Genomic DNA, 16,860 nt, shown 5'->3' on the forward strand with positions numbered 1-16,860 from the left:
GGCCTGTCCCGTCTCTATGGCCCTCAGGCCCCGGCACGCCTGCAAAACGCCCACGTCGCGGTCGCTGGCCTGGGCGGGGTCGGTTCCTGGACCGTCGAGGCGCTGGCGCGCTGCGGGGTGGGGGCATTGACCCTGATTGACCTGGACCACATCGCCGAATCGAACGTCAACCGCCAGATCCATGCGCTGTCGTCCACGCTGGGCCAATCCAAGGTGGATGCCATGGCGGAACGGGTGCTGGCGATCAATCCGGAATGCCGGCTGACGCGGGTGGATGATTTCGTGTCGCCCGAGAACGTCGCCGACGTTTTGCCCGGGCCCTACACCGTCATCATCGACTGCACCGACCAGGCCACGGCCAAGATCGCCATGATCCTGCATGCCCGGGCGCTGGGCGTGCCGATGCTGTTGTGTGGCGGCGCCGGCGGCAAGACGGATCCGCTGGCGTTGCGGGCAGGGGACCTGTCGGCTGCGGTGAACGACGCCTTGCTGGCCAAGCTGCGCAACAAGCTGCGCCGCGAGCATGGCTTTCCGCGCGCCTCCGACCAGAACGGCAAGGCGCTCAAGCGCGTGCCCAAGATGGGTATCCATGCGCTGTGGTTCGACCAGCCCGCCATCCTGCCCGACGCCTGGACCCGCCCCGTCGAGGGCGAGGACGACCTGGGTGCTTCCGGCCAGAACATCGCACCGCAGGGGCTGTCGTGCGCGGGTTACGGCTCGGTCGTGACGGTGACGGCCGCGATGGGCATGGCGGCCGCCAACGAGGCGCTGCGGTTGGCGATCTGAACGCCAGCCGGTGGTCGCGTCACAGCCAACCTGCCGCCATTGCGCCGCACAGCCTTCGCCTTACAGCGCCACGAACACCATCCCGTCCTCGATCCTGACGGGGTAGGTCGCCACGTTTTCCCGCAAGGGGGAGCATAAGGCCCGGCCGTCGCGCACATCGAAGCGGCCCTGGTGCAGCGGGCACTCGATCTCGTGGCCTTCCAGGAAACCATCGCACAGGCGGGCGTTGCCGTGCGTACAGAGGTTGGCGGTGGCGTAGACCTCGCCGTCGACGCCATACAGCGCGATCTCGCGGCCGCCCGCCTCAACGGCGATGACGTCTTCGTCCGGCACGTAGGCCCGCGCGATGGCCTTGATCCATTGCGTACTCATAGCGATTGTCCTGGTCAGATAGGATAGATGAGCGAATTCGGGATCAGTTCGCTGTCGAAAATGCACAGCCGCGATTCGAATTTCAGGCCGTCGGGCGTCTGGCGCACCACGTCCAGATAGCGCCCGACATTGAATACCGTGGTCAACTGGTTGGGCTTGGTGCGGAACACCGCGTAGCTGGCCTCGGATTCGATGCGGTCGCCATCGGCCGACAGCACCCGCGGCGCGCCCACGACGTGGCGCTGGTAGTACGGATCGTGGAAGATCGTATCGGTGGCGCCATAAATGCGGTCCTTCAGCATGCCGCGGCTTTCGAAGGCCATGGTCGCCAGCGGATAGCCGCGCTCGTGGTTTTCGCGGGGCAGCACCTTGTAGGTGCAGTCTTCCAGAAAAAAATCCGGCCATTTCTCCCAGTCTTCCGCATCCAGCGCGGCGGCGTAGTCGGCGTATAGGCGGGTCAGCTGGTAGTAAAGCGGGAAGTCCAGCATGGTCATGCCTCCATCACACGGCGCCAATATGCGTACATGCCGCGGATCAGCGTTTCAGTCACCATGTGGTCGGTGTTCTCGGCGGTCTTGCCGCCCAGCTCCGCCACGCTGCGGTGCCACGGCTTCTGTTGAAAACCCGCTTGCGAGAATTCGATCACCTCGCCGTCATCGGCGGACACGAAGCCGGCGGGGCCGAACAGATTGGCCTGCCGCAGGCGCCGGCGTGTCATCTCGGGCGTGTCGTCGGCAAAGCCGAAATGGGTCCAGACGAAGTCGAAAGCGTCGTGGCCCACGGGCTGGATGTGGCGGGTGGACAGCGAATTCACTTGCTGCTGGATGATGACGCTGGGAAACAGCGTCATGAGTACGGCGGTGGGGCCGTTCCACCAGGGCTCCTGGACGATGTCCAGGAAGCGGTCGTCGTTCAGCGCCATCTGCTCCTTGAAGCTGGACACGCCGCTGGTGACGCTGCCTTTGCCGCCCTGGCCGCGCGTGGAGATCATGGCGGCGTGGCGGAAGTGGCGGTCCATCTTCAGTTCGGACCGGTTGTCCGCGCGCCAGAGCCCGAAGGTGACGAACCAGGTATGCAAGAGGCCCGGATGGTAGGGGTCTTTGATGTTCTCCTGCATCAGTTTCCAGTTGCCCGGAATGCGCTGGCGGCTGTAACCGTGGATCACCAGTTCGCGGCCGTCGAAGACGCGGTCGAAGTAGTGCAGGATGTCGGGGCCCAGGTAGTCTTCCAGCGGCTCTACGCCGTGGTCGAACGAGGCAAAGACCACGCCGTTGCGGCAAGCCACGGCCAGTTTGGTCAGACTGTGTTCTTCAGGCTTGAAATCAGGCGGCATGCCGCCGTTCACCTTGCCGTCCTGCTTCACGCCGCGCCGGAAGGGCACGCCGATCAGGTTGCCCTGCAGGTCGTAATTCCACTGGTGGTAGGGGCAGACGAATTCGCTGCGGTTGCCGGCGCGTTCGCGGCAGAACTGCACGCCGCGATGGGCGCACACGTTTTCCACGACGCGCACCTGCCCGTCGTTGTCACGCAGCAGGATGACGGACCGTTCTCCCACTGCGGTGCGCTTGAAGTCGCCCGGGTTGGGGATTTCGGCCTCCAGGCCCACGTAGCTCCAATGCGCGCGGTAGAAAAAGCGTTCCAGTTCGCGCTGGTGCAGCGCGGCGTCGGTATAGACGCCAAAGGGAATGCGGTGGCAGCCGTCGCCCTGCCAGGGCGGAACGAAGTTGAGCGGCTGGTCGGCGTTCATGGGCGGCCTCCGGGGTGGCCGCCCGGTCTACAGGGCGTGGCGGGTTGCATGGCTTGTCTCCATTTTCCATCTGCGCCGTTAGGGCGGGGCAGGGCCGGCGCGGCATCGGCGCGGGCAGTTGTCGCCTCATCATCCGGTAGACCGCTGAATAAATAAATAGAATCTGCTTGATAAGGCAGATCACCAAAATCAATATTGGTGGAGACAAGCGCATGAACCTGAAAGACGTGGACCTGAATCTGCTGGTTGTCTTCAATGAACTGCAGAAGCACGGCCGGGTGTCCGCCGTGGCCCAGAGCCTGGGCATTTCGCAACCCGGCGTCAGCAACGCGCTGGGGCGCCTGCGCAAGTTGCTGGGCGACGAGTTGTTTCTACGGACGTCGCGCGGCATGGTGCCCACGCCGTACGCAGAGTCCCTGGCCCAGCCCATCGCGGATGCGCTGGGCGCGCTGCACAGCACATTGAACGCGCGGGCGCGTTTCGATCCCGCGCGCAGCGAACGGGCGTTCGTGATCGGCGTGAACGACGTGGGCGAAACCTATTTCCTGCCGCGTTTGATGCGGGCGCTGGACGGCGCGGCGCCAGGCGTCACGATCCGGACGGTGCGCACGACCTCGATCGACGTGAAAGACGAGATGGAGCGCGGCCGCATCGACCTGGCCATGGGATTTCTGCCGGGCCTGAAAAGCGGCTTCTTCCAGCGCAAGCTGTTCAGCCAGCCCTACGTGTGCATCTTTCGGCGCGACCACCCGCTGGCGCGGTCGGGCGTATCCGCCAGGCAATTCCGGGCGGCCGAACACGTGGCCATCGTGTCCGAAGGCACGGGCCACGGCGTGGTGGACGAGGTGATCGAACACGCCGGCATCCGCCGCCGCCTGCGACTGACGGTGCCGCATTTCATGGCGGTGGGGCCGGTGCTGGCCGCCACCGACATGATCGCCGTGGTGCCGCAGCGTTTTGCCGACTGCGCCTGTCGGCCCTTCGGCCTGGCGACGGCGCCCTGTCCGGTGAAGATCCCGGCGTCGGTCATCAACGTGTTCTGGCACGCCCGCAGCCACCGCGAACCCGCCAACCAGTGGTTGCGGCAAGTGGTGGTGGACGAGTTCGCGGATTGAGGCGGGGTCAGAACTGGACTTGGGCAGATAGCGCGACGCTGCGGGGGCTGCCGAGGTAGTAGCTGTTAAGCCAGTAATCCTTGCCAGTCAGGTTGTTGACGTTCAAGCGCAGCGTCAAGGGGCGTCCTGACACCTTTGCCGCGTAGCGCAAGCCCAGGTCGAACGTCGTGTAGGACGGCAGGCGGCTGGTATTGGTGTCCGTGGCCCATTGCTTGCCGACATGGTAGACGCCGCCGGTTACGCTTAGCCCGGGGGCGAAGGGCAGCGCATATTCCGAATACAGCTTGGCCATGAATTTCGGCACGTTGATGGGAACCTGGCCGTCATTGCTGCCGCCTTCAACGCGGGCGTGAAGCAGGGTGGCACCGCCCATGACGGTCCACGCCTCGGTCACCTTGCCCACGGCCGACACCTCCGCACCGCGATGGCGCTGGATGCCGTCCTGGGCGTAGATGTTGTCGCCGTTGGTGAATTCGTAGGCCTTTTCGATATCGAACAGCGCGCCGCTGACGAGCACGCTGCCCACTTCGGCCTTGATGCCCAGTTCCTTTTGCTTGCTGCGCATCGGCGGCATGACCTGCAGGCGGTTCGCGGCCTCTTCTGGCGCCACGCCGCCTTGCTCCAGCCCCTCGATATAGGTCGCGTACGTCGTCAACCACGGCGCCGGCGTGAAGATCAGGGACGCGTTGGGCGAATTGCGGCCACGGTCGTAGTCGGGCTGGCTGGCGCTGCCGTCCTGTTGCCGGTCGATGGTCTGGATGGTGCTGCGGTTGATGCCGACCAGCGCGGACCATTGGTCATTGAACCGGACCAGGTCGCCGATCATGAAGTTGTCGTTGCGCACGCGGTTCGAGAAGTACATCGTCTTGGGCGTGGACGGCCAGCCAGGTTCCGGCACATGCGTGGGCGAATCGAGCCCGTAAGGGCCCTGATAGCCGGTGTGGGGGAAATAGCTGGTTTGCCATTGCCGGTCGGTGAAGCCGTAGTAGCCCATGGTGACCTTGTGGGTGACGGCCCCCGTGGCGAACGAGAGGTCCGCCAACGCCTGCCAGGACTCGGATTCCGTCTTGGTCGGACCGACCTTCTGCCGCAGCTGCAAGTATTCTCCCGGTCCCGCCACCGAATTCATGCTGTGGTATTGCACCGGGCGGTCCTGGTATTCGCGGATATGGGCCACGCGCAGCGTCAGGTTGTCACTGGCCTCGTAGGTCGCGCGGGCCATCCACTTGCGGGTTTCTGTTTCGTCACGGATCCAGGGCTGGCTCCAGTTCTTGCTGGTGTCCAGGGTCGGGCGAGGCGCGCCTTCCTGGAAGAACCAGTAGGCTGTGGGCGCCTGCATCTTGTAATCGCCGTAGGTCGCGCCCCACTCAAGCTTGAAGCGGTCGGTGATGTTGAAGTCCAGTGCCGCGCTGGCCAGCGTGCGGTCGATCTTCTGGTCATCCACCGCAGTATCGCCATCCTGGCGCACCAGGTTGACGCGATAGCCGACCTTGCCGTTGCTGTCGACGGGGCCGCCGAAGTCGCCATGCACGTAGTACTGGCTGCCACCGTAGTTGCCCACCGTGATGCTGTTCAGCCGCTCTGCCGTGGGGCGCTTGTTGACGTAGTTCACCATGCCGCCGGGCGAGGCGGCGCCGAACAGGAATCCCGACAAGCCGTTCAGGATTTCAACGCGTTCCTTGTCTTCCAGCGACGCGGCAAAGCCGTAAGAGCGGCGCAAGCCATCTTCGGCCCGGTCGTAGCTGTTGAAGCCGCGGATCTTCACCATCGGCGCCCACCCGCTGATCTGCGGCGTCTGCGACAGGGTGGACGGACTGATCTTGTAGACGTCGTCAGGCGATTGGGCCTGTACGTTCTGCAGCAGTTCCCGCGACACGACGTTGAAGGCGTAGGGCGTATGCTGCCAATCCATGCCGCCCAGGGCACCGACGGAAGACAAGGTCCCCGAGCGGTAACCGTCGCTGGCCAGCCCGTCCTGCTGCAAGGCGGCAGTGGCCGACCCGGTGACGGTGACGCTGGGCAAGGTCGTCACGCCGGGCGTAAGGCTGGCGCGCAGCGTGAATTCGCCGCCGCCCCGGTTGACGGCATCAAGCCCCGTTCCCGCCAGCAGCGCGTTCAGGCCGCCTTGCACCGACTGCCTGCCGCGCAGGCCGGGGCTGCCGCGGCCGGCGGTAAGCGATGCGTCCACCGACACCTGGATGCCGGCCTGCGCCGCGAACTGCGTCAGCACCCGGCTTAGCGCGCCGGGCGCGATGTCGTAGTCGCGCTCGGCCGGCGCGGATTGCGCGGTCTGCGCCACGGCCGGTGCGGCCGCGGCCAGGGCGATGCCCGGCAAGGCGGAACGGACCGCCAGCGACAGGAGGGCGCGGCGGAGGGGGGGTGACGGATGCATGGCGGGGCCTTGTCGATAGGGAGAAAAGTCGGTCTTCACCCCGTATGCCAAACGCGGGCATCGAAAAGGGAACCTCCGCGTGGAAATATTTGCGCCGCGCGCGAATTACTTTGGCACCACCACGACCCACCAGGGCAAGGAGGCTCGCACGCGCACCGGCAGCGTGGCCGCCAGCGCGGCCAGGACCCGGTCGGTGTCCGCCACGGCATAGGCACCGACGATCCGCAGGTCGGCCACTTCCGGCGCACATGCCAGATAGCCGCGCCGGTAGCGCGACAGTTCGGCAATGAAGTCGCCCAGGCGCATGTTTTCGGCGACGATCAGTCCGTTGGACCAGGAGCGGCGGGCCTCGTCGGCAGGTACGGCCGCGTCGGCGCCGGTCCGGGTAACGCGGGATTGCTGGCCGGCGTGCAGCAAGACGGGGCGGGCGCCTGCCTGCAACGGCTCGACGCTTACCGCGCCGTCAAACACCGCGACGACGCTGGTGCCGTCCTCCTGGAAGACGCTGTAGCGGGTGCCTAACGCCCGCAGCCGCGCTTCGGCCGTGTCGACCACGAAGGGCCGGGCGGGAGACTGGAAGTCGGGCGCGGTGTCGATCAGGATTTCGCCCGCGATCAGCTTGATGCGCCGCAGATCCCCGCCGTAGTCCACGTCGATTGCGCTATCCGTATTGAGCCAGACGCTGGCGCCGTCGGCCAGGCGGATCTGGCGCCGTTCGCCCAGGCCGGTGGCATGCTCGGCCGTCCAGACGCGCCAAGGCGCAGTCTGCGCGCCCGCCCAGACGCCCAGGGCGGTCCCGCACAGCAGGGTCAACATCTTCATGGCGCGGCGGCGCTGGGCGCGCTTGGCCGCCGCGGCGTCCAGCAGGCGGTGCGCCATCGGGTTGTCGCCGCCCGGCACATTCTGGAACTTGCCGCTGATGGCCTCGACCTGGCTCCAGGCCAGTTGATGGGCGGGGTCCGCATCGTGCCATTGCCGCCAGCGCATCCGCTCATCGGCAGGCACCGCGGGCGCGCGCAGCACCGCAAACCATTCGGCGGCTTCCTGCAATACCTTGAAGCTGGGAGGCGCGCCGCGGGCGGGCGTCATGGCACGTCCGGCGCCGGCGCCAGGCTTGAGGTCAGGCACTGCAGCATCGCCTGCGCCATGTACTTCTTCACCATGCGCTCGGATACCTGCAGCTGTTCGGCGATCTCGATATACGTGCGGCCTTCCAGGTGCGCCAGCAAAAAAGCGGTGCGGGCCTTGGGATTCAACCGGTTCAGCAGCGCGTCCAGCTCGCACAGGGCGTCCATCAGCAGCGCACGCTCTTCAGGCGAGGGCAGGTGAGTGTCGGCGACCGTGGCCAGCGTGTCGTGGTAGGCGCGTTCCAGGTCCTGGCGGCGCCAATGGTTCACGACCAGCCCGTGGGCGATGGTGGTCAGGAACGCGCGCGGCTCGCGGATCGGTTCCTGGTTGCGGAACAGGCGCACGAACGTGTCGTGCGCGATATCGGCCGCGTCGAACGCGTTGCCCAGGCGGCGTCGCAACCATTCCTGCAGCCAGCCGTGATGGTCGCAATACAGGGATTCGATGCAGGCGGGTGCCGCAAGGCGGGGGGAGGACACGATGGAACCGCTGACATGATGTCAATAAGAATGAGTATCAATTATTATTCAGCGGCGCAGGTTTGGCAATCGGCGCGTGTCCGCGTCCAGGGCTCAGGCTTCCCGCAGCGTGACGGTGAACCAGCCGCGCAGGGCATTGGATAAGCGGATCTCGTCGGCGGCGTGCAGGTCGGCCAGCGTCAGCACACGTTCGCGGACATTGCCCGTGTCCAGCAATTCGCCGCGCTGCACGCCTGGCAGGCAGCCGCTATCGACCGGCGGGGTGTACCAGTGGCCATCCATGCGCAGGTACACGTTGCTGCGGCTGCCTTCGCACAGCTCGCCGCGCTCGTTCAGGTACAGCAGGTCGAAGATGTGCGGGTGCGCGGGCAGCCATTCGATCGTCTTGGTGTACCAGGGGCGGTGCGTGGTCTTGTAGCGCAGCAGCGGTTCCGAGGAACGCAGCGCCTCGGGCGCCAGCATCACTTCCTGGACGGCGGGCAGCGGCGGCAGCCGGGCGGTCTGGATATGGCGGGAGCCGTCGCGGGCCACCAGCAGGCGCAGGCGGTGCGGGCCGGGGGTGACGAGACCCATCGCGGCGATCATGATGTCGCCTTCCACCGAGCGTCCGCCCCAGGCATAGCCCAGCGCCTTGCACGACGCCTCCAGGCGCTGCAAGTGGCGGGTCAGCAGGGGCACGCGTTGTTCGGCATCGACCAGGATGGTCTCGATCAATTCGGGTTGCATGGGACTCTCCTGGAAAGGCGGGCGGGGCCGCGCTCTATGCTACTACTGCTGCCGCCGTCCCGGTAGGATGGGTTACGCGCGTTGCGCACCGGGGTTCTTGTTTGAGAACTCTCGCGCCCCACCCATCCTGCGGCGACATCGTCAGGCGCGCAAAATCCGGGCCTTCCAATGGCATTCCTGCCATTCCTCCGCGGGATTCGAATCGTGCACGATGCCGCCACCCACGCTGTAGACGCCGTGGCCGGCCGGGTCCAGCACCAGGGTGCGGATCGCCACGTTCAACGAAAAATCGCCGTCCGGCGCCAGCCAGCCCACGCTGCCGCAGTACAGCCCGCGCGGCGCGGCTTCCATTTGGCGGATGCGGCGCATGGCGGCCACCTTGGGCGCGCCCGTGATCGAGCCGCAAGGGAACAGGGCGTAAAGCACGTCTTCAAGCGTGGCGTCCGGCGCCAGCGCCGAGACGGTGGACGTCATGGTCCAGACCGTGGGGTAGCGTTCCAGCGAGAACAGCGCATCGACCTTGACCGAACCCGGCTCGGCCAGCCGGCCCAGGTCGTTGCGCAGCAGGTCCACGATCATCAGGTTTTCGGCGCGGTTCTTTTCGCTGGCCAGCAATTCCTGGCCCAGGCGCGCGTCCTCGACGGGATCGGCGTGGCGCGGCGCGGTGCCTTTCATGGGGCGGGTCGTCAGCCGCGGGCCTTCCCGCCGCACAAAGAGCTCGGGCGAAAAAGACAGCACCGTGCGGTCGCCGTCCTGGATGAACGCGCCGTGCGCCACCGGGTTGCGGGCGGCGATGCGGCGGTAGAGCGTGGAGGGATCTCCCTGGTACTGCAGATCCAGCGGTTGCGTGAAATTGACCTGATAGAGCTCGCCATCGCCGATCAGGCCGCGGATGGCATCGATCTGGCGCACGTAGTCCGCTTCGGTCATGCGCGGAGCCGGCAGGCTGATGGACGCGGGCGTGCTGGCGGCATCGGGCGCGTCCCAAGGGGCCTCTTCGATCTTGCGCTCGAACACCAGCGCGGTCAGGCGGGGGCGGCCGTCGTCGCGCGGGGGCGTCCAAGGGCCGGCGGGCGGGGCCAGGGCGGCTTCGGGCAACAGCCATTCGCCCAATTCGTAATCCAGCAACAGGGCGATCCATCGCCCCTGCCGCCGCGCGGCCTCGATGGCCGCCAGCGCAGGGGCGACGTCGGCCGCAGCGCGCGCTTCGATGCGGGAGCAAAAGCCCTCGAATCGCCGCGCACGGCCGGCCAGCCGGTCTTCAAAACGACAATCCATGCGTATTACTGCGGTTGATGTGCCAGGAATTCCGTCAGGACGCGCCCGGTGTGGGAGTGGTCGGCCAGGGTCATCACATGTTCCGGCGAGCCTTCGGCAACCAGCTGGCCGCCGCCCGTGCCGCCTTCGGGGCCCAGGTCCAGCAGCCAGTCGGCTTCGGCGATGACGTCCAGATTATGCTCGATCACCACGACCGTGTTGCCCGCTTCCACCAGGCGGTGCAGCACATGGATCAGCTTTTCCACGTCGGCCATCGACAAGCCCACCGTCGGTTCATCCAGCACGTACAGCGTGTGCGGGATGCGCGAGGCGCGGCCGGTCTTGATCAGGCCGTCGGTCAGGCGCGCCTTGGACAGTTCGGTCACCAGCTTGATGCGCTGCGCTTCGCCGCCCGACAGGGTGGGCGAGGGCTGGCCCAGCGTCAGGTAGCCCAGCCCCACGTCCTGCATCAGCTGCAGCGGGCGATGGATCTTCGGGTGCGCCGCGAAGTAGCCGATGGCGTCGTCCACTTCCATGGACAGCAGCTCGCCGGCGTTCTTTTCGCGCATCTTCACGCTGAGCGTGTCGCTGTTGAAGCGCGCGCCGTTGCATGCGTCGCAAGGCACCTTCACGTCCGGCAGGAAGTTCATTTCGATGGTGCGCATGCCTTGGCCTTCGCAGACCGGGCAGCGGCCGTCGCCGGTATTGAACGAGAACCGCGCCGCCGTCCAGCCGCGCATGCGGGCTTCGCGGGTATCGGCGAACTGCTTGCGCACGTCGTCCCAGAAGCCCACATAGGTGGCCGGGCACGAGCGCGGCGTCTTGCCGATGGGCGTCTGGTCCACTTCCAGCACGCGGTCGATGGCTTCCCAGCCCTTGATGCTTTCGCAGCCTGCCCAGCCCGGCGACTTGCCTTGCGAGACGGCCTGGCTCAGGTTGTCCAGCAGCACCTCGCGCGCCAGCGTGGACTTGCCGGAACCGGACACGCCCGTCACGACGCTCAGGCGGCCTACCGGGATCTTGGCGTCCACGCTACGCAGGTTGTGCAAGCGCGCGCCGCGGATCTCGATCATCGGCGTGTCGGCCTCGACCGCGCGACGTCCTTGCAGCGGGTGCTGCAGCGGCGTTTTCAGATAACGCCCGGTGACGGATTCCGGCGCATCCATCAGGTCCTGCACGGAGCCTTCCGCGACCACGCGGCCGCCGCGGATGCCCGCACCCGGCCCGATGTCGATCACGTGCGAGGCGCGGCGGATCGTGTCTTCGTCATGCTCCACCACCACCAGCGTGTTGCCGTTTTCTTCCAGGCGGGCCAGCGCATTCAAGAGGATGCGGTTGTCGCGCGGATGCAGGCCGATGGTGGGCTCGTCCAGCACATAGCAGACGCCCTGCAGATTGGAGCCCAACTGCGCGGCCAGCCGGATGCGTTGCGCCTCGCCGCCCGACAGCGTCGGGGCGGCGCGGTCCAGCGCCAGGTAGTTCAGTCCAACTTCCTGCATGAAGTTCAGGCGGCCGCGGATTTCCGTGAGGATGTCTCGGGCGATCTCCCCTTCGCGGCCGCGCGCCACCAGTCCGGTGAAGAACGTGTGCGCGTCCGACACAGGCAGCGACGCCAGTTCGGCGATCGACTTGTCGCGCCAGCGCACTGCGCGCGCCACGCGGTTCAGGCGCTGCCCGTCGCATTGCGTGCAAGCCTTGGCCTCGCCTTCATACCAGGCGTTCCACGCGGTTTCCTCGCCGGTCTGCTCTTCGTCGAAGCCTTGCAATTGCAGGCCCGTGCCGAAGCAGCCCGTGCACCAGCCGTGTTTGGAGTTGTACGAGAACAGGCGCGGATCGGGTTCGGGGAAGCTGGTGCCGCAAGACGGGCACGCGCGCTTGACCGAGAAATGCTGTTGCTGCAATTCGCTGTTCAGCGCTTCGTGCAGCTTGTTCACCGGCCACACCACCGACATCACGCCCTGGCCGTTTTCCAGCGCGCTCTTGACCGCGGCGCGCAGGTCGGCTTCGTTGGCCGGGTCGACCACCACGTCCGCCACGGGCAGTTCAATGGTGTGTTCCTTATAGCGGTCCAGGCGCGGCCATGGGGCCACGGGGATGAACTCGCCGTCCACGCGCAGGTGCGTATGGCCCTTGGAACCGGCCCACTTGGCCAGGTCCGTGTAGTAGCCCTTGCGTGCCGTGACCAGCGGTGCCAGCAGGCCGATATGCTCACCCTTGTGGTCGCGCAGCAGACGGGCCACGATCTGGTCCGTGTTCTGCGGCTCGACGGCCACGTTGCAGTCAGGGCAGTACTGCGTGCCCAGCTTCACATACAGCAGGCGCAGGAAATGGTGGATTTCCGTCATCGTGGCCACGGTGGACTTGCGGCCCCCGCGGCTGGTGCGCTGTTCAATGGCGACGGTGGGCGGGATGCCGAAGATGGCGTCCACGTCCGGCTTGCCCGCCGGTTGCACGATGGCGCGGGCGTACGCGTTCAGCGATTCCAGGTAGCGGCGCTGGCCTTCGTTGAACAGGATGTCGAAGGCTAGCGTGGACTTGCCCGAGCCGGACACGCCGGTGATCACGGTGAACTTGTCGTGCGGGATCTCGACGCTGATGTTCTTCAGGTTGTGCTCGCGCGCGTTTCGGATCTCGATCGCCATGTTGCCGTGGCGGCGCGCGCGCATCACGGATTGCAGCGGCGTGCCTTCGCCCGCGCCGTTGGCTTGGCCGTACGTCGCGGCGGGTTCGGCGATGCGGGCCGTCAGGCCGGCCTGCTCGACTTCCTGCGCGTCGGCGTCGCTGGTCACGACCACGTCGGCCGGCAGGATGCTGACTTCGTAGTCGCGCAGCGCGGCGCCGGTGTGGGACTTGGGGTTGTCCATCAAGTCTTGCGGCGTGCCCACGCCAAGCACCAGGCCGCCGGCGTCGCCGCCTTCCGGGCCCAGGTCGATCAGCCAGTCGGCGGCGCGGATCACGTCCAGGTTGTGTTCGATGACCAGCAGCGTGTGGCCGGCGGCCAGCAGCTTGCGGAAGGCGCGCATCAGGCGCGCGACGTCGTCGAAGTGCAGGCCGGTGGTGGGCTCGTCGAACAGGAACAGGCTGCCCTTCTTGGCGACCTTGGCGGTGGAGATGCCGCTGCGCGCGGCTTCGGCCAGGTGGCCGGCCAGCTTCAGGCGCTGCGCCTCGCCGCCCGACAGCGTCGGCACGGGCTGGCCCAGCCGCACGTATTCCAGGCCCACGTCGGCCAGCGGCGCCAGGCCCGTCTGCACGTCGCGCAGGCCCTTGAAGAAGTCCAGCGCTTCGCTGACCGTCATGGCCAGCACTTCGTCGATGGACGCGCTCTTGCCCAGGTGTTCGACACGCACTTCCAGCACTTCGGGGCGGAAGCGTTTGCCGTCGCAATCGGGGCAGCGCAGGTACACGTCGGACAGGAACTGCATTTCCACGTGCTCGAAGCCGGTGCCGCCGCAAGTGGGGCAGCGGCCGTCGCCACCGTTGAAGCTGAACGTGCCGGCCGTGTAGGCGCGCTCGCGCGCCAGCGGGGCCTGGGCGAACAGCTTGCGGATGGCGTCAAAGGCGCCCACATAGCTGGCGGGGTTGGAGCGCGCCGTCTTGCCGATGGGCGTCTGGTCCACCATGACGACCTCGGCGATCTGCTCGGCGCCCAGCAGTCGGTCAAACGCCCCGGGCGCTTCCGACGGCTTGCCCTTTTGCTTGAGCAGGGCGGGGTACAGCACGTCTTGCACCAGCGTGGACTTGCCCGAACCGGACACGCCGGTCACGCAGACCAGGCGGCCCAGCGGCAATTCCACCGAGACATTCTTCAGGTTGTGCGCGTTGACGCCTTCCAGCAGCAGCCGCGGCGTGTTCTTGGCGACCGGCATCGGACGCGGCGCTTCCACGCGCTGGCGCCCGCCCAGGTAATTGCCCGTCAGCGTGTCGGCGGCGCGCAACTGCTTGGGCGATCCGTCGAAAACGATGTAGCCGCCGCGTTCGCCGGGGCCAGGGCCGATGTCGATGATGCGGTCCGCGGCCACCATGACCTGCGGATCGTGTTCCACGACCACCAGCGTGTTGCCGGCGTTGCGCAGGCGGTGCATGACTTCCACCACGCGATGCATGTCGCGCGGGTGCAGGCCGATGGAGGGTTCGTCCAGCACGAACAGCGTGTTCACCAGCGAAGTGCCCAGCGCGGTCGTCAGGTTGATCCGCTGGACTTCGCCGCCCGACAGGGTGCGGCTCTGGCGGTCCAGCGTCAGGTAGCCCAGGCCCACGTCGCACAGGAACTTCAGGCGCGCGCGCACTTCCGTCATGAGCAGGTCGGTGGCCGCGTCCAGCGCGCCCGAAAACGACAGCTCGTCGAAAAAGCGCCGCACCCGCTCGATGGGCAGCAGCATCACGTCATGGATCGACAGGCCGCCCAGGTGGTTCAGCTGGTCGCGCGTCCAGTTGGCGCCGACCGGCATGAAGCGCTGGTAGCGGCCGTCGTCCGGCGGCAGCACCGTATCGGCCTCTTCCTTGGTGCCCAGGCGCCACAGCAGCGCGTCGGGTTTCAGGCGAGCGCCGTTGCAGGTGGGGCAGGGCGTGTAGCTGCGGTACTTCGACAGCAGCACGCGCACGTGCATCTTGTAGGCCTTGGTTTCGAGCCAGTCGAAAAAGCGCTGCACGCCGTACCATTGGTGCTTCCAGGCGTCGTTGCCGCCCTTCCAGTCGGGGGTGCCGTAGAGCACCCAGCGCTTGTGCTCTTCGCTCATCGACTTCCAGGGCACGCCCAGCGGCACGCCCGCGCGCGGCGCGTACTTCTGCAGCTCGTCCTGGCATTCCTTGTAGGACGGCGTGGTCCACGGCTTGATGGCGCCTTCCAGCAGAGTCTTGTTCTCGTCCGGGATGACCAGGCCGAAATCGATGCCGATCACGCGGCCGAAGCCGCGGCAGGACTCGCAGGCGCCCAGCGGCGAATTGAACGAGAAGCTGCTGGGCAGCGGGTCGGTGTATTCGATGTTGCAGTCGGCACAGTGCAGGCGGTCGCTGTATTTCCAGATTTCCGCGTCGCCGCCTTCGGCGTCCATCACGTAGACGGCCAGATGCCCGGCGCCCATGCGCAACGCGGTGTCCAGCGCTTCCATCACGCGTTCGCGTTCGGTGCCCGCAAAGCGGAAACGGTCCTGGATGACGTGCAGGATGCGGCGTTCTTCGCCGGCATCCTTGGCGGCCTTGCCCTTCTTGGCGCCTTTCGCCGCCTTCGCGCCCTTGGCCGCGGCGGTGGCGCGCGGCACAGCGGTTTCCTCGGCGTGCACGCGGGTGTAGCCCTGCTGCTCAAGAAAGCCGCGCACTTCGTCTTCGGTGAAGTTGGCGGGCACGGCGATGGGGAAGGTCACGACCAGGCGCGGGTCACCCGCCACCGCGGCGCGTTCGGCCAGCGAGTGGTAGATGGAGTCCGGCGTGTCGCGGCGCACCACCTTGCCGCAGCCGCGGCAGTACAGCCGCGCGCCGCGCGCGAACAGCAGCTTCAGGTGGTCGTTCAGTTCGGTCATCGTGCCGACCGTGCTGCGCGAGCTGCGCACCGGGTTGGTCTGGTCGATGGCGATGGCCGGCAGGATGCCTTCGATGCGGTCCACCTGCGGCTTGTCCATGCGGTCCAGGAACTGGCGCGCGTAGGGCGAGAAGGTTTCCACGTAGCGCCGCTGCCCCTCGGCGTACAGCGTGTCGAAGGCCAGCGAACTCTTGCCGGACCCCGACACGCCCGTCACAACGACCAGTTCGCCGGTGGCGATAGTCAGGTCCAGGTTCTTGAGATTGTTCTGGCGTGCGCCAACGATGCGGATTTGGGAGCTCATGGACGGTATCGTAGCCTGAGGAAGCCGCCTGCCCGAGCGATAACCCTTCGCTGGTTTCGAGCGCGGCGATATGGAATAATTGCCTATATTGTGAGTCGACTGTCCATAATATGGACATTCATAGGCTAACTAGCTGTACAAATAAACAGTATCGCAGATTCGTCTGACATTCGCGCTGTTTGCCTTGCGAATTCTGTGTGTTCATAGTTAAGGGCTGGTTGCCACTATTTGGGGACGTTCTTGTCGGAAACCAAGGTCGCGGGCGCTGCGGCGTTTGCCAAGTTCATGACCGTGCTGCAGGCGGTGGCCGACGCGCCCCAGCCGCCGACGGCGGCCTCGCTTGCGCGCAGCTGCGGCTATCCGCGACCCACCGTCTATCGCATCGTGGCCGCGCTGGCCGAGCAGGGCATGGTGGCCGAAACCGGCGGTGTCTACCGCCTGGGGACGCGCCTGATGTCGCTAGCCAGCCGTGCCTGGTCGCAGTTCGACTTGCGCGCCGCGCTGGCGCCAGACCTGCAGGCCCTGCGTGACGCCACCGGCGAAACCGTGCACCTGGCAGTGCCTGCCGGCCAGGAAATGATCTATATCGACAAGCTGGAAAGTCCGGGCCCGGTGCGCATGGTGTCGCGCGTGGGATCGTCGGTGGCGTTGCATTCCAGCGCGGTCGGCAAGGCCTATCTGGCCGCCCTGGACGACGCCGCCCGCGAGCGCCTGCTGCGCGACCTGCCGCTGCCGGCGCGCATGCCCGGCACCGTGACCAGCCTGCCGGCCCTGCGGGCCGTGCTGGACGGGGATCGCGCCCGCGGCTACGCCATGGACAACGAGGAAAATGAAGCCGGCATCGTCTGCTACGGCGTGGCGCTGTGCGACGCGGCCGGCCGGCCCGTGGCGGGCGTCAGCGTCAGCACCTTGCTGTTCCGGCGGCGCGACGACCCGCAAGCCGCCTATATCGATCCCTTGCTGCGGCTGCGCGACGCCGCCGCGGCCAAACTCGCCGTCCTGCCGGCATCGTCCGGCGGCGTCTGACCGCCCGCTCCAG

Annotated in this window: 12 protein-coding genes; 3 read left to right on the top strand and 9 right to left on the bottom strand. The window is 66.8% G+C overall.

All coding sequences use genetic code 11. The annotated features are described in order from the left end of the window. A partial coding sequence (locus ACO6D5_RS19465; protein WP_485826262.1) for a tRNA threonylcarbamoyladenosine dehydratase occupies nt 1-786 on the top strand: 786 nt, incomplete at its 5' end. 60 nt (nt 787-846) lie between these two features. On the opposite strand, the gene ACO6D5_RS19470 is transcribed toward ACO6D5_RS19465, so the two are convergent. From ACO6D5_RS19470 to ACO6D5_RS19480, 3 genes are read right to left on the bottom strand one after another with little or no spacing between them, the layout of a single operon-like run. Further along, on the bottom strand, nt 847-1,158 hold the full coding sequence (locus tag ACO6D5_RS19470) for a non-heme iron oxygenase ferredoxin subunit (RefSeq protein ID WP_485826263.1): 312 nt from the start codon (nt 1,156-1,158) through the stop codon (nt 847-849). 14 nt (nt 1,159-1,172) lie between these two features. After that, nucleotides 1,173-1,646 carry an aromatic-ring-hydroxylating dioxygenase subunit beta gene (locus tag ACO6D5_RS19475; protein WP_485826264.1) on the bottom strand — a complete coding sequence of 158 codons (474 nt, stop codon included), beginning with the start codon at nt 1,644-1,646 and terminating at the stop codon, nt 1,173-1,175. Nucleotides 1,647-1,648: 2 nt separating this feature from the next. Further along, nucleotides 1,649-2,905, bottom strand: a complete 1,257-nt coding sequence (locus tag ACO6D5_RS19480) for an aromatic ring-hydroxylating dioxygenase subunit alpha (protein WP_485826265.1) — start codon at nt 2,903-2,905, stop codon at nt 1,649-1,651. 212 nt (nt 2,906-3,117) lie between these two features. Between ACO6D5_RS19480 and ACO6D5_RS19485 the strand changes: the two genes are divergently transcribed. Next, nucleotides 3,118-4,020 carry a LysR family transcriptional regulator gene (locus tag ACO6D5_RS19485; protein WP_485826266.1) on the top strand — a complete coding sequence of 301 codons (903 nt, stop codon included), beginning with the start codon at nt 3,118-3,120 and terminating at the stop codon, nt 4,018-4,020. 7 nt (nt 4,021-4,027) lie between these two features. Here the strand turns inward: ACO6D5_RS19485 and ACO6D5_RS19490 are convergent, their stop codons facing one another. The 6 genes from ACO6D5_RS19490 to uvrA all read right to left on the bottom strand — a co-directional run bounded on the left by ACO6D5_RS19490 (nt 4,028) and on the right by uvrA (nt 15,821). Further along, complete coding sequence (locus tag ACO6D5_RS19490; protein WP_485826267.1) at nt 4,028-6,412, bottom strand: TonB-dependent siderophore receptor; 2,385 nt, start codon at nt 6,410-6,412, stop codon at nt 4,028-4,030. Nucleotides 6,413-6,517: 105 nt separating this feature from the next. Then, nucleotides 6,518-7,501, bottom strand: a complete 984-nt coding sequence (locus ACO6D5_RS19495) for a FecR domain-containing protein (RefSeq protein ID WP_485826268.1) — start codon at nt 7,499-7,501, stop codon at nt 6,518-6,520. Continuing rightward, nucleotides 7,498-8,019 carry a sigma-70 family RNA polymerase sigma factor gene (locus ACO6D5_RS19500; protein ID WP_315845086.1) on the bottom strand — a complete coding sequence of 174 codons (522 nt, stop codon included), beginning with the start codon at nt 8,017-8,019 and terminating at the stop codon, nt 7,498-7,500. Before ACO6D5_RS19500 ends, ACO6D5_RS19495 begins: the two co-directional genes overlap by 4 nt. Before the next feature lie 93 nt (nt 8,020-8,112). Next, complete coding sequence (locus ACO6D5_RS19505) at nt 8,113-8,745, bottom strand: aminotransferase class IV (RefSeq protein ID WP_315845087.1); 633 nt, start codon at nt 8,743-8,745, stop codon at nt 8,113-8,115. 141 nt (nt 8,746-8,886) lie between these two features. Continuing rightward, a complete protein-coding gene (locus ACO6D5_RS19510) occupies nt 8,887-10,023 on the bottom strand; it encodes an aminodeoxychorismate synthase component I (protein ID WP_485826269.1) in 1,137 nt (378 codons plus the stop codon). Nucleotides 10,024-10,028: 5 nt separating this feature from the next. After that, nucleotides 10,029-15,821: an excinuclease ABC subunit UvrA gene (gene uvrA, locus ACO6D5_RS19515; RefSeq protein WP_485826270.1), complete on the bottom strand. Its 5,793-nt coding sequence runs from the start codon at nt 15,819-15,821 to the stop codon at nt 10,029-10,031. Nucleotides 15,822-16,061: 240 nt separating this feature from the next. On the opposite strand from uvrA, the gene ACO6D5_RS19520 reads away from it, so the two are divergent. Continuing rightward, the gene (locus tag ACO6D5_RS19520; RefSeq protein ID WP_006226405.1) at nt 16,062-16,847 is read left to right on the top strand and encodes an IclR family transcriptional regulator; all 786 of its coding nucleotides are present in this window, start codon (nt 16,062-16,064) and stop codon (nt 16,845-16,847) included. Nucleotides 16,848-16,860: the final 13 nt, after the last annotated feature.

The organism is Achromobacter sp., assembly GCF_057314935.1.